The sequence below is a fragment of the Pseudomonas sp. H1_G08 genome (genome assembly GCF_054681355.1).
In genome coordinates this window covers 3,115,434-3,128,699 of the sequence record NZ_CP162822.1, presented here as the reverse complement: position 1 = coordinate 3,128,699, position 13,266 = coordinate 3,115,434, and the positions used below count along the sequence as shown (strand labels likewise).

Sequence of the window (13,266 nt, the reverse complement as noted above, 5' to 3'; positions counted from 1 at the left end):
TCGGCTCCAGCAGTAACACGCACTCACACTTAAAAAGAACAAAACAGGTGAAGTGATGCAGCGAATTCTTGTCGCCCGCGCAAGCGGGATCCGCCTTTCGCCACGGCTCAATGCCGTTGACGACGCTTGCCTGTCTGTTTTCCCGAGCCGTCAGAACCGGACATCCACCGATGGCCGGTTTTTTTGCGCCTGCGTGCGGGAGGCCTGAGCCATGGCTGAAGCGCTGACATTGCCGCAAGTGTCGGCCCCGCCGAAAGGCGAGCGCCTGAAAAACAAGGTCGTGCTGTTGACCGGGGCCGCTCAGGGCATCGGCGAAGCCATCGTCGCCGCCTTCGCCGCGCAGCAAGCCAGATTACTAATCAGCGACATCCAGGCCGACAAGGTCGAGCAGGTCGCCGCTCACTGGCGCGATCAGGGCCATGACGTGCAGGCGCTCAAGGTCGACGTATCGAATCAGCAGGATCTGCATGCCCTGGCCCGACGCGCCGTGGAATTGCATGGCCGCATCGATGTGTTGGTCAACTGTGCCGGGGTCAATGTGTTCCGCGATCCTTTGCAGATGACCGAAGAGGACTGGCACCGCTGCTTCGCCATTGATCTGGATGGCGCCTGGTATGGTTGCAAAGCCGTGCTGCCGCAGATGCTCGAGCAGGGCGTGGGCAGCATCATCAACATCGCCTCGACCCATTCCAGCCACATCATTCCCGGCTGCTTCCCGTACCCGGTGGCCAAGCACGGCTTGCTCGGCCTGACCCGTGCACTCGGCATCGAATACGCGGCCAAAGGCATTCGCGTCAACGCCATCGCGCCGGGCTACATCGAAACGCAGCTGAACGTTGATTACTGGAATGGCTTTGCCGATCCGCACGCCGAGCGGCAGCGCGCCTTCGACCTGCATCCGCCCAAGCGCATCGGCCAGCCGATCGAAGTGGCGATGACGGCGGTGTTTCTGGCCAGCGATGAGGCACCGTTTATCAATGCTTCGTGCATCACCATCGATGGTGGCCGCTCGGTGATGTACCACGACTGAATAAAACGGATCTCCAGCGCTGAACTACGCTTGAAATCCAATCATCATACGATATGACTATTTTCAACCAGCTTCACTGAGAACACGCTTCAACGCTTTTCAAACCTTGCTCAAAAAAAATAACAAGGAGTCATCTGATGAAACGTCGTTTCGGGATTCGTACCCTGTGCAGCACTGCCCTGGCGGTCACTGCGTTCAGCCTGAGCAGTGCGCTGCTCGCCGCCGACGCGGTGAAGATCGGTTTTCTGGTCAAGCAGGCCGAAGAACCGTGGTTCCAGACCGAATGGGCTTTTGCCGAAAAAGCCGCCAAGGACAAAGGCTTTGAACTGATCAAGATCGCGGTGCCGGATGGCGAGAAGACCCTCTCGGCCATCGACAGCCTCGCCGCCAACGGCGCCAAGGGTTTTGTGATCTGCCCGCCTGACGTGTCCCTCGGCCCTGCCATCATGGCCAAAGCCAAGATCAACGACTTGAAAGTGATTGCCGTCGACGACCGTTTTGTCGACGCCAACGGCAAATTCATGGAAGACGTGCCGTACCTGGGCATGGCCGCGTTTGAAGTGGGCCAGAAGCAGGGCGCCGCCATGGCTGCCGAAGCGAAAAAGCGTAACTGGGACTGGAAAGACACCTACGCGGTGGTCAACACCTACAACGAACTCGACACCGGCAAGAAGCGCACCGACGGTTCGGTCGATGCCCTGAAGAAGGCCGGCATGCCGGAGGACCACATCCTCTTCGCCGCACTGAAAACCCTCGACGTACCGGGCAGCATGGACGCCACCAACTCGGCGCTGGTGAAACTGCCGAGCGCGGCGAAAAACCTGATCATCGGCGGCATGAACGACAACACCGTGCTCGGCGGCGTGCGCGCCACCGAAGCGGCCGGGTTTGCCGCGAGCAACGTGATCGGCATCGGCATCAACGGCACCGACGCCATCGGCGAGTTGAAAAAGCCTAACAGCGGCTTCTTCGGTTCGATGCTGCCAAGCCCGCACATCGAAGGCTACAAGACCGCCGAGATGATGTACGAGTGGATCACCGCCGGCAAAGAGCCGCCGAAGTACACCGCCATGGATGACGTCACCCTGATCACCCGCGAAAACTTCAAGCAAGAGCTGGAAAAAATCGGCTTGTGGAACTGAGGCAGCGACGGCCCGGGCAGCCGGGCCGTTTTTCGGTGTGAAGAGGTGGCTTTATGCACGCGCAAGTACAGACACAAGAACAACACGGCGCCAGCGGCAGCCTGCGCTTCAACGGGATCGGCAAGACCTTTCCCGGCGTGAAAGCGCTCGACGGCATCAGCTTCGTCGCCCACCCCGGTCAGGTTCATGCCTTGATGGGCGAGAACGGCGCGGGCAAATCGACCCTGCTGAAAATCCTCGGTGGCGCTTACATCCCAAGCAGCGGCGAACTGCAGATCGGCGAGCAGGCGATGGCCTTCAAGTCCACCGCCGACAGCATCGGCAGCGGCGTCGCGGTGATTCACCAGGAACTGCATCTGGTCCCGGAAATGACCGTGGCCGAAAACCTGTTTCTTGGCCATCTGCCGGCCAGTTTCGGCTTGATCAATCGCGGTGAGCTGCGTCAGAAGGCCTTGAATTGCCTGAAGGGTCTGGCGGACGAAATCGATCCGCAAACCAAGGTCGGACGCTTGTCGCTGGGTCAGCGGCAACTGGTGGAAATCGCCAAAGCGCTGTCGCGCGGCGCACACGTCATCGCTTTCGACGAACCGACCAGCAGCCTTTCGGCGCGGGAGATCGATCGCTTGATGGCGATCATCGGTCGTCTGCGCGACGAAGGCAAAGTGGTGCTCTACGTTTCCCATCGCATGGAAGAAGTCTTCCGCATTTGCGACGCCGTCACCGTGTTCAAGGACGGCCGCTACGTTCGTACATTCGACGACATGAGCCAGTTGACCCACGATCAACTGGTGACCTGCATGGTCGGTCGCGACATTCAGGATATCTACGATTACCGCCATCGCCCGCGCGGTGCCGTGGCGTTGAAGGTCGATGGTTTGCTCGGCCCGGGCCTGCGTGAGCCGATCAGTTTCGAAGCGCACAAGGGCGAAATCCTTGGCCTGTTCGGGCTGGTCGGGGCAGGGCGCACCGAGCTGTTTCGCCTGCTCAGCGGCCTGGAGCGCAACACCGCCGGCCGCCTCGAATTGCGCGGCCATGAGCTGAAACTGCGCTCGCCGCGTGATGCGATTGCCGCCGGCATTCTGCTCTGCCCGGAAGATCGCAAGAAGGAAGGCATCATCCCCCTGGCCAGCGTTGCCGAGAACATCAACATCAGTGCCCGCGGTGCGCATTCCGGGCTTGGCTGCCTGATCCGCGGCTTGTGGGAAAAGGGCAACGCTGACAAGCAGATCAAGGCCCTGAAAGTGAAAACCCCGCACGCTGGCCAGCACATCAAGTTCCTTTCCGGCGGCAATCAGCAGAAGGCGATTCTCGGCCGCTGGCTGTCGATGCCGATGAAAGTCCTGCTGCTCGACGAACCGACCCGTGGCATCGACATCGGCGCCAAGGCCGAGATCTACCAGATCATTCATAACCTCGCCGCCGACGGTATTTCGGTGATCGTGGTGTCCAGCGATCTGATGGAAGTGATGGGCATTTCCGACCGCATCCTGGTGCTGTGCGAAGGCGCCCTGCGCGGCGAAGTCAGCCGCGACCAGGCCAATGAATCCAACCTGCTGCAACTGGCTTTGCCGCGCCACCGCGCTGACGGCGTGGCGAACTGAGAGGTGACTATGATGACTACGCAAAACGAAACTCTGCCGACCGAGCGCAAACCGCTGGACATGCGGCGCTTCCTCGATGACTGGGTCATGCTGCTGGCGGCGATCGGCATCTTTGTCGCCTGCACACTGCTGATCGACAACTTCCTCTCGCCGCTGAACATGCGTGGCCTGGGTCTGGCGATTTCCACCACCGGCATCGCCGCGTGCACCATGCTTTATTGCCTGGCATCCGGACACTTCGACCTCTCGGTCGGCTCAGTGATCGCCTGTGCCGGCGTGGTCGCGGCAGTGGTAATGCGTGACACCAACAGTGTATTTCTCGGGGTCAGCGCGGCGTTGGCGATGGGCCTGATCGTCGGGCTGATCAACGGCATCGTGATCGCCAAGTTGCGCGTCAATGCCTTGATTACAACGCTGGCGACCATGCAGATTGTGCGCGGCCTGGCCTATATCTTTGCCAACGGCAAGGCAGTCGGCGTTTCGCAGGAATCGTTCTTTGTTTTCGGCAATGGCCAGCTGTTCGGTGTGCCGGTGCCGATCCTGATCACTATTGTCTGCTTCCTGTTCTTCGGCTGGCTGCTGAACTACACCACCTACGGGCGCAACACCATGGCCATCGGTGGCAATCAGGAAGCGGCGTTGCTGGCGGGCGTCAACGTCGACCGGACCAAGATCATCATCTTCGCCGTGCATGGTTTGATCGGTGCGCTGGCGGGTGTGATTCTGGCCTCGCGGATGACTTCCGGGCAGCCAATGATTGGTCAGGGTTTTGAATTGACAGTGATTTCCGCGTGCGTATTGGGCGGGGTTTCGCTGAGTGGCGGCATCGGCATGATTCGTCATGTGATTGCCGGGGTGTTGATTCTGGCGATCATCGAGAATGCGATGAACCTGAAGAACATCGATACGTTTTATCAGTATGTGATTCGTGGTTCGATTCTGTTGCTGGCCGTGGTCATTGACCGCTTGAAACAACGGTAACGTCAAAAGCTACCCCTCACCCCAGCCCTCTCCCAAAGGGAGAGGGGGCCGACCGAGGTGTCTTGCGTTCTACATCGACCTGAAAGATCGGGTCGATTGTGGATTCGCTAAAGCAACATCATTTCGGCGCATTTCCTGAGCACTCCCCAATCAGTTCCCTCTCCCAAAGGGAGTGGGGGCCGACCGAGGTGTCTTGCGTTCTACATCGACCTGAAATATCGGGTCGATTGTGGATTCGCTAAAGCAACATCAGTTCGGCGCATTTCCTGAGCACTCCCCAATCAGTTCCCTCACCCAAAGGAAGTGGGGGCCGACCGAGGTGTCTTGCGTTCTACATCGACCTGAAATATCGGGTCGATTGTGGATTCGCTAAAGCAACATCATTTCGGCGCATTTCCTGAGCACTCCCCAATCAGTTCCCTCTCCCTCCGGGAGAGGGGGCCGACCGAGGTGTCTTGCGTTCTACATCGACCTGAAAGTTCGGGTCGATTGTGGATTCGCTAAAGCAACATCAGTTCGGCGCATTTCCTGAGCACTCCCCAATCAGTTCCCTCTCCCAAAGGGAGAGGGGGCCGACCGAGGTGTCTTGCGTTGTACATCGACCTGAAAGATCGGGTCGATTGTGGATTCGCTAAAGCAACATCAGTTCGGCGCATTTCCTGAGCACTCCCCAATCAGTTCCCTCTCCCTCCGGGAGAGGGCTAGGGTGAGGGGCTCTTGATTTTGCTCTCTCCACCGGTCACCTCCCTCAAATTTTTGTTGCCCGCCACGCCCCGTTTCGGTTATCAATTTGTACATGATTAGACAGGTACGATTCGACAAGAAACAACGGGTGGTCGACGAGCTCGTCCGACGCATCGAAAGCGGCCTCATGGAGGACGGCTTTCTGTTGCCCGGCGAACATCAGTTGGCTCAAGAATTCCAGGTCAGCCGTGGCACCTTGCGTGAGGCGCTGGCCGAACTGAAGCGGCGTAATTACATCGCCACGCAGAGCGGTGTCGGTTCCATCGTCACTTTCGACGGTGTCGCGCTCGATCAGCGCAGCGGCTGGGCGCAGGCGTTGGCCGACAGCGGGGCGCTGATCAATACCGAAGTGTTGCGCCTCGAGGCGGTGACTCGCCCAGATCTGCTGGTGCGTTTCGGCACCGATCAATTCATCACCCTCGACCGTCGCCGGCGCGCCACCGACGGTACGCTGGTGTCTCTGGAACGATCCTTGATGCCGGCCAACGGCGGCCTGGAAAGCCTGCCTCGCGTCGGCCTGATCGACAATTCCCTGACCATCACCCTGGCCGCCTACGGCTATATCGGCGAGCGCGGCGATCAGTGGATCGGCGCCGAGCCGCTGAATGCCGAAGACGCCGAGCTGCTCGGTCGCCCGGTCGGCACGGTGTTTCTCAAAGCCCTGCGCACCACCTACGACCGGCAGAACCGTTTCATGGAGCAGGTCGAAAGCCTGCTCGACCCGGTGCACTTTCGTCTGCACCTGCAATTCGGAGAATCGAAATGACCGCGCTCAACCGTGCGCTTGGCGCTTTCTATGGTCTGGCCCTGGGTGACGCGCTGGGCATGCCGACACAGTCGCTCGATCGTGAAACGATCAAGGCGCGCTTCGGCCAGATCACTGATTTGCAGGACGCAGGTCCCTTGCAACCGATCGCCGCGAACATGCCCAAAGGCTCGATCACCGATGACACCGAGCAGGCGATCCTGGTCGGCGAATTATTGGTCGAAGGTCACGGCCGTATCGAGCCGGCGGTTCTCGCCCAGCGCTTGATCGAATGGGAAGCCGAGATGCAGGCCAAAGGCTCGCAGGACTTGCTCGGCCCCTCGACCAAACGCGCTATTGAAATGATCCTCGCCGGGCATTCCCCGGAAGAAGCCGGGCGTTACGGCACCACCAATGGCGCGGCGATGCGCATCACCCCGGTGGGCATTGCCGCGAACGTGGCCGATCCGCAGCGCTTCATTGCGGCGGTCGTGCAGGCTTGCCAGGTGACGCATAACACCACGCTGGGGATTTCCAGTGCAGCAGCGGTGGCGGCGGTGGTCTCGGCCGGGATCAACGGCGTCGATCTGGGCGAGGCGCTGAATCTTGGCCAGCAGATTGCCCAGCAAGCCGAAGCCCACGGGCATTGGGTCGCCGGTGGGCGCATGGCCTCGCGCATCAGTTGGGCGCGCAGTATCAGCGTCGACAGTGACAAAGCACTGCTCGCCGATCTGCTCTACGACGTGATCGGTACATCGGTGGCGTCGCAGGAGTCGGTGGTGGTTTCATTCGCACTGGCGCAGCAAGTGGCCATCGGTGAAATGACGGCATTCGAAGCGTTGTGCATGGCTGCCAGCCTGGGCGGCGACACGGATACCATCGCGGCGATTCTCGGCGCCATGCTCGGCGCTTGCCTGGGTCTTGAGTGCTGGCCGGAGCCGATGGTCGATACGGTGAAAGCTGTTAATCATCTGCAGCTTGAGCCGTTAGTGCAGGGGCTGTTGGCCTTGCGTTGACTGGCTGGCCTCTTCGCGAGCAGGCTCGCTCCCACAATTGGAATGCATTTGCTTGTGGGAGCGAGCCTGCTCGCGAAAGGGGCGGCGCATTTCTAAAGAATTCACACAGCAATGGATCGCACAGACAGGCCTCGGAAGGCCGGTTGTCTTGTCGTTTTGCATCATTGCCACAACCACAAAAAAGGCAAACAGGAGCATCTTCATGAGTTCATCAACCGCCGGGCAAAGCGTCGGGCAACTGGAAACCCGGGGCATCGAGCCGGTGCCGGAAGCCGAGTGCAACGGCCATCCGCTGCAACTGTTCTGGGTCTGGTTTGCGGCCAATATTTCCATCCTTGGCCTGCCGCTGGGAGCCACGCTGGTGGCGTTTCGCGGGCTGGCGATCTGGCAGGCGATCATCGTCGCCATCCTCGGTGCCGCCGGTTCGTTTGCCGTGGTCGGGATCATTTCGATTGCCGGGCGGCGTGGCCGCGCGCCGAGTCTGACGCTGTCCCGGGCAATCTTCGGCGTACGCGGCAATATCGGCCCGACGCTGGTTTCGCTGATGTCGCGTCTGGGTTGGGAAACCGTCAACACCACCACTGCGGCGTTTGTCCTGCTGTCGCTGTGCTCGATCCTGTTCGGCTCGCCGGTCGAGGCGAAAAGTGCGCCGATACTGACGCTGATCTTTATCGCCATCTTCGTCCTGCTGACCTTGTCGGTGTCCGGCCTCGGCCACGCGACTTTGCTGGTGATCCAGAAGTGGGCGACCTATGTGTTCGGTGCGCTGAACATTCTCGTCGGTGGTTTCCTCTGCGCGACGATCGACTGGAGTGCGGTGTTCAACGCCACGCCAGCACCGCTGAGCGCAATGATCATCGGCATCGGCACCATGGCCGCCGGCACCGGCATCGGCTGGGCCAACGCTGGCGCTGACATGTCGCGCTATCAGCATCGCAGCGTCAAGGCAGTGCGCCTGGTGGCGTCGGCGGCGTTCGGCGCAGGGATCCCGCTGGTGCTGCTGATCACCCTCGGCGGCTTGTTGTCGGTGGGCAACAATGACCTGGCGTCGGCGACTGACCCGATCGTGGCGATCCGGGACATGTTGCCGACCTGGATGGCCGTGCCGTACTTGATCACCGCGTTCGGCGGCCTGCTGCTGTCGAACAACCTGTCGGTATATTCCGCCGGCCTGACCACGCTGACCCTGGGCCTCAAGGTCAAACGCGTCTACGCGGTAGTGGTCGACATCGTCGCGATCTTCGCCGGCTCGATCTACTTCATGCTGATCGCCGACAGTTTCTACGGCCCGTTCATTACCTTCATTTCCCTGCTGGCAGTGCCGATCACCGCATGGGTGGGGATTTTCGTCGTCGATCTGATTCACCGTCACTACTACAGCCCCAAAGACCTGCTCGACGTCAGCCCGAGCAGCGCCTACTGGTATCGCGGCGGCATCGAGTGGCGCGCGTTTGGCGCCTGGGCGATCGCCATCGTCCTTGGTTTCAGCTTCACCACCATCGGTACCACGGCAGAAAACGTCTGGTTCAAGGGCTTTCTGTCCGACTCCTGGCTGGGCCACAACGGCCTCGGCTGGATCGTGACCTTCGTCGTCGCCGGTGGCATTTACCTGATACTTGGCGGTGCGAAAGATCGCCGCGCCGCGCAACCCGAGAATGCTCATGCCTAAGATGCTGCACACCGGCCAGGTCATCATCGACCTGGTCATGGCCGTGGATAAACTGCCGCAGATTGGCGGCGACGTGCTGGCGCAGTCGGCGGGGTTCGAAGCCGGTGGCGGTTTCAACGTGATGGCCGCTGCGGTGCGTAACGGTCTGCCGGTGGTTTACCTCGGTCGCCATGGCATGGGGCGTTTCGGTGACTTGGCGCGCCAAGCGATGCAGGCGGAAGGTATCTGCATCGGCATCCGCGAACCGGCCGAGCGCGACACCGGTCTGTGTGTGGCGCTGACCGATGCGTCGGCTGAACGCAGTTTCATTTCCTATATCGGCGCTGAAGGTGAGGTGACCGAAGACGATTTGAACAGTGTGGCTGCCGAGCCCGGCGATTACGTTTATCTCAGCGGTTACAGTCTGCTGCACGAGGGCAAGGCGCAGGCGTTGCTCGACTGGACGCTGGCGCTGCCGGCGTCGGTCAATGTGGTGTTCGACCCGGGGCCGTTGGTGGAGTCACCTGACGCGCCGATGATGCAGGCGTTGCTGCCGCGCATCGATGTGTGGACCAGCAACAGCGTTGAGGCGCTGCGGTTTACCGGAGCCGATGAGATTGGTATCGCGATGGATTGCCTCGCGGAACTGCTGCCGGAAAGTGTGCTGATGGTGGTGCGCGACGGGCCGCAGGGTTGCTGGATTCAACAGCGCGGCGAGCGCCGTCAGGTGCCGGGGTTTGCTGTCAATGCAGTGGACAGCAATGGCGCCGGTGATGCGCATGCCGGGGTGTTTGTGGCCGGATTGGCGCAGGGGCTGGATGCACTGGAAGCGGCGCGGCGGGCGAATGCTGCGGCGGCGCTGGCGGTGACGCGCTGGGGGCCGGCGACATCGCCGGGGGCGGGTGAGGTGGATGCGTTTATCCGCGAATCCTGCGGCGACTGATGCACCGCAATCGCTGGCAAGCCAGCTCCCACAGGGTCTTCGTGTGTAAGTGCAATAGTGCAACCACCCGAAAAATCTGTGGGAGCTGGCTTGCCAGCGATGAGGCCATCAGACTTAACCGGCCTTGCGCAACGCCTCAATCAACTCCTGTTTGCGCATCGACGAGCGTCCCGGAATATTCTTCGCTCGGGCTTCCTTCATCAGGCTATCGACAGTCTGCGTATCCTTCGAAGTCTCGCTATTGCGCGAATGGCCCTTGCGACTGGCCACCGCGCGGCGGGATGACTCTTTGCGCTCTTCCGACTTGGCACTTGCAGGCTTCTTGCGCCCTGAGCCGCCGGACTTTTCGCCACCGCCGGATTGCTTGTTCACCGTCGCCCAGGCACGCGCCTCAGCTTCATCTTTCGACACGCCCTTTTTCTCGTAGCTGTCTTCGATGTGCTCGGCTTTGCGCTTCTGTTCGCTGGTGTATTTGTCTTTGCTTCCACGAGGCATGGGATTTCTCCTTGCGTCAGGATGTGCTGCGTTACGCCGAAGGCTGCGAATCACTCGAGACGAATCACCCGTTCGAAGTCGAAGATCCGCAGCCCCAACCAGCGTCAGCTATCGAGTTTCTTCGCCGCTTCAACGCCGGCTGAACTGAGCTTGATCGGCAGGTTCAGCGAGTGCTCACCGGCTTCGCTGCAGGTCACATGACCATGGTGAATCAGCCCGCGATCCTGCAGGGCGGCGAGGGCGCTGGCCACGACTTTCTCGCCCCGGTAATTGTCCAGCACCTCCTTGCCCAAGCCGTTGGGATGCGCGTGCAGCAGGCGGGTGAGAACTTCTTTTTCCAGGTCTTTGTCGACGTTCATGGTTACCTCTTCATGGGAGTGAATAGGGCGCTCGCGTCGGCGAACTACTGACCGGCACCTTCGGAACCGGAGCCACCGGTGGTGGTTTTCGAGCCGACACCGGGGCCGGCATTGTCAGGCGGAGTGGCAGGAGAGTCAGGCGTGTTCATGCCACCCTGACGGCCCGGATCGCTGCCTTGTGTGCGCGGATCGGTGCCGGTGGCGGGTGGCTGATTGATCAGCGGCACGCCGGAACCATCGGTATTCATACCGGGAGCACTGTTGATGGCGGGCGCGCGTGGCGGGGTCGGATCGGTAGGGCCAGTGCCCGCTGCCGTGGACGAGGCGGCGAATACCGCAGGGCAAAGCAGGGCGCTGAAGACTAAAGCGGTCAACCTTGACGAGATCATAGGGCTTCTCCAGTGATTGGAATCCTTACACTGGGTTGGTCAGCCCTGATGACGGATTGGTGCCTGATGATCGACGAACGGTCTTCTCCGGGGTCGCGTGTCTGCTGTTCAGACGATGCCGATCTTTAGTGTTTCCATCGGTGCAAAACAGTTAACGGTCATAAGCATCCTTTCAGAACGTGCGCTATCAACTGTGGGAGCGAGCCTGCTCGCGAAGCAGTTGACTCGAGGCTGACTGGAAGGACGCATTCGCGAGCAGGCTCGCTCCCACAGGGGCAACGGCGTTCGCCCGATCGGGCAGGTCAGTATGTTTGCCATGTGACGAGCGCCGCTGCGCGCCTTAGTATGGCGCTTTAATTTGCAGACAAGGCCCGTCCATGACGATCGAAATCCGCCCGGCGACCCCCAGCGATGCGCCGCAAATCCTCGCCTTCATCACCGAACTGGCAGATTTCGAAAAGGCCCGTCACGAAGTCATCGCCAGCGTCGCCGACATCGAACGCAGCCTGTTCGGCGAAGGCGCGACCGCCCATGGCCTGATTTGCCTGCGCGACGGCTTGCCGATCGGCTTCGCGGTGTTCTTCTTCAGCTATTCAACGTGGCTGGGCAGCAACTGCCTGTACCTCGAAGACCTTTACATCACCCCCGAACAACGCGGTGGCGGCGCCGGCAAAACCCTGCTGCGCCACCTGGCGAAAATCGCCTGCGCCAACGACTGCGGCCGCTTCGAATGGAGCGTGCTGGAATGGAACACCCCAGCCATCGAATTCTACAAATCTCTCGGCGCACAACCGCAGGAGGAATGGGTGCGGTATCGCATGGATGGCAAGGTGTTGCGAGAGTTTGCCGAGGGCTGAGCACAATGATGGCAATCTACTGCTGATTCAGTTGTCGCCACCGCTCTGGTCCGGCATTCTGTGCGCCATTTTTGCGCGCTCACGGACGACACCTGCAATGCATCTGGCAAAATTTCTCCGCGCCTGTGGAGCCCTCGCTGCGTCAATGAGTGACCAGCTATGAGCGGACTGCAGGCGTCTATGCGTCTGTATGGTCTGGTGAAAACTACCGGCTCTTCCGACGACCCGAATCGACAGGCTGTCGAAATTCTCTGCATGGCCCAGCGCACCGGCGGCCTGGCTATTCGGGCTTTCGTGTCGCGGCTCGACGCCGAGTTGATGTCGCGCAGCGCCGGCCTCGGCGAATACCGTGTGGTAGCGCTGAGAACCTTTGATCCAACTGCGATTATCGACGCTCATCAAGGCTGGCTGATGCTGCACATCTGTTGCGGCTTCGTCGCTCTCGCCGGCCATTCTCTGTTGAAAAACGGTGCGTTGATCCCGATGGGCTGGCACGTCTACTCCGAAGTGGGGCGCTGGACCTCCAGGCATCATCTGGACCTTGGCGTGGAAATGGTCGAGTTGCTGCAATCGACTTTCGAGCGCAATCACCTGCGCAACTACAACGCCTGGCTCAACGAACTTGATGATGCAACGCCTGCCGAGTTGAGTTGGCAAGCCAACGAAGCCTGGCGTGCCATACAAACCGCGACATCACCTGAAAGCCGTGAGCATTGTCATGCTCTGTTCGACCCGGTCGATAATCGCTGGCGCTTTGCCGCGACCGACATCGACATCTATCAGCCATCCCCGGCACCCCTTAAGCAAGGAGCTTTGAATTGAGTGGTAAACCCGCAGCTCGCGTCACCGACCCAACCGCCTGCCCACTGCCAGGTCACGGCACCAACCCGATTGTCTCCGGCTCGCCGGACGTATTCTTCGACGGCCTCGCTGCTGCACGCATGACCGATAAATCAGCGTGTGGCAGCCCTATCACCGGAGCGGTCTCCGGCACTGTTTTCATTAACGGCCTGAATGCCGCGATGCTCGATAGCACTGGTGGGCATGGCAATGTCGTGATCGGTGGCTCGGGCACGGTGATCATCGGCCAAAGTGGGGGAGGGGCCGCATTTAGTGGGCTGTTGCCGATGCCGGTGCATTTCACTGACCGGTTGCAAGTGACGAATGAAGCGACTGGACAGCCAGTGCCTTATCACGCCTACACCATTCAACGAGGCGACGGAAGTGAGGAACACGGTGTTACTGATGCGAACGGATTCACTCATATGGTCAGTTCGCACGTGGCAGAAACCATCAAACTATTCGTGGAATGATTG

The 13,266-nt window shown here is 60.4% G+C and carries 14 protein-coding genes; 11 read left to right on the top strand and 3 right to left on the bottom strand.

Going from position 1 to position 13,266, the window contains the following annotated elements:
- Nucleotides 1-211: 211 nt before the first annotated feature.
- The 8 genes from AB4N85_RS14140 (at nucleotide 212) to AB4N85_RS14105 (ending at nucleotide 9,850) form a co-directional block, all read left to right on the top strand.
- Nucleotides 212-1,030, top strand: a complete 819-nt coding sequence (locus AB4N85_RS14140; RefSeq protein WP_236168406.1) for an SDR family oxidoreductase — start codon at nucleotides 212-214, stop codon at nucleotides 1,028-1,030.
- 137 nt (nucleotides 1,031-1,167) lie between these two features.
- The gene (locus AB4N85_RS14135) at nucleotides 1,168-2,172 is read left to right on the top strand and encodes a substrate-binding domain-containing protein (protein ID WP_016770973.1); all 1,005 of its coding nucleotides are present in this window, start codon (nucleotides 1,168-1,170) and stop codon (nucleotides 2,170-2,172) included.
- A 53-nt stretch (nucleotides 2,173-2,225) separates the two neighbouring features.
- The gene (gene araG / locus AB4N85_RS14130) at nucleotides 2,226-3,773 is read left to right on the top strand and encodes an L-arabinose ABC transporter ATP-binding protein AraG (protein ID WP_252868082.1); all 1,548 of its coding nucleotides are present in this window, start codon (nucleotides 2,226-2,228) and stop codon (nucleotides 3,771-3,773) included.
- A 12-nt stretch (nucleotides 3,774-3,785) separates the two neighbouring features.
- A complete protein-coding gene (gene araH, locus AB4N85_RS14125; protein ID WP_101156425.1) occupies nucleotides 3,786-4,754 on the top strand; it encodes an L-arabinose ABC transporter permease AraH in 969 nt (322 codons plus the stop codon).
- Nucleotides 4,755-5,550: 796 nt separating this feature from the next.
- Nucleotides 5,551-6,264, top strand: a complete 714-nt coding sequence (locus AB4N85_RS14120; RefSeq protein WP_016770970.1) for a GntR family transcriptional regulator — start codon at nucleotides 5,551-5,553, stop codon at nucleotides 6,262-6,264.
- Nucleotides 6,261-7,259, top strand: a complete 999-nt coding sequence (locus AB4N85_RS14115) for an ADP-ribosylglycohydrolase family protein (RefSeq protein ID WP_252868081.1) — start codon at nucleotides 6,261-6,263, stop codon at nucleotides 7,257-7,259. The genes AB4N85_RS14120 and AB4N85_RS14115 overlap by 4 nt, the downstream gene beginning before the upstream one ends.
- A gap of 202 nt (nucleotides 7,260-7,461) precedes the next feature.
- A complete protein-coding gene (locus AB4N85_RS14110; protein ID WP_150742570.1) occupies nucleotides 7,462-8,928 on the top strand; it encodes a purine-cytosine permease family protein in 1,467 nt (488 codons plus the stop codon).
- Nucleotides 8,921-9,850, top strand: a complete 930-nt coding sequence (locus AB4N85_RS14105) for a PfkB family carbohydrate kinase (RefSeq protein ID WP_252868080.1) — start codon at nucleotides 8,921-8,923, stop codon at nucleotides 9,848-9,850. The genes AB4N85_RS14110 and AB4N85_RS14105 overlap by 8 nt, the downstream gene beginning before the upstream one ends.
- 114 nt (nucleotides 9,851-9,964) lie before the next feature.
- Here AB4N85_RS14105 and AB4N85_RS14100 read toward each other — a convergent pair whose 3' ends face one another.
- The 3 genes from AB4N85_RS14100 to AB4N85_RS14090 form a co-directional block, all read right to left on the bottom strand.
- Nucleotides 9,965-10,345: a Rho termination factor N-terminal domain-containing protein gene (locus AB4N85_RS14100; RefSeq protein ID WP_217851772.1), complete on the bottom strand. Its 381-nt coding sequence runs from the start codon at nucleotides 10,343-10,345 to the stop codon at nucleotides 9,965-9,967.
- Between the two features lie 104 nt (nucleotides 10,346-10,449).
- The gene (locus AB4N85_RS14095) at nucleotides 10,450-10,704 is read right to left on the bottom strand and encodes a hypothetical protein (protein WP_041479421.1); all 255 of its coding nucleotides are present in this window, start codon (nucleotides 10,702-10,704) and stop codon (nucleotides 10,450-10,452) included.
- Between the two features lie 44 nt (nucleotides 10,705-10,748).
- Complete coding sequence (locus AB4N85_RS14090) at nucleotides 10,749-11,093, bottom strand: hypothetical protein (protein ID WP_041479419.1); 345 nt, start codon at nucleotides 11,091-11,093, stop codon at nucleotides 10,749-10,751.
- 377 nt (nucleotides 11,094-11,470) lie between these two features.
- Between AB4N85_RS14090 and AB4N85_RS14085 the strand changes: the two genes are divergently transcribed.
- From AB4N85_RS14085 to AB4N85_RS14075, 3 genes are all read left to right on the top strand, one after another.
- Nucleotides 11,471-11,950 carry a GNAT family N-acetyltransferase gene (locus AB4N85_RS14085; protein WP_041479417.1) on the top strand — a complete coding sequence of 160 codons (480 nt, stop codon included), beginning with the start codon at nucleotides 11,471-11,473 and terminating at the stop codon, nucleotides 11,948-11,950.
- Between the two features lie 159 nt (nucleotides 11,951-12,109).
- Entirely contained in the window at nucleotides 12,110-12,772 is a 663-nt protein-coding gene (locus tag AB4N85_RS14080; RefSeq protein WP_252868079.1) for a hypothetical protein, read from the top strand.
- The gene (locus AB4N85_RS14075; protein WP_041479413.1) at nucleotides 12,769-13,263 is read left to right on the top strand and encodes a PAAR domain-containing protein; all 495 of its coding nucleotides are present in this window, start codon (nucleotides 12,769-12,771) and stop codon (nucleotides 13,261-13,263) included. Before AB4N85_RS14080 ends, AB4N85_RS14075 begins: the two co-directional genes overlap by 4 nt.
- Nucleotides 13,264-13,266 lie beyond the last annotated feature (3 nt).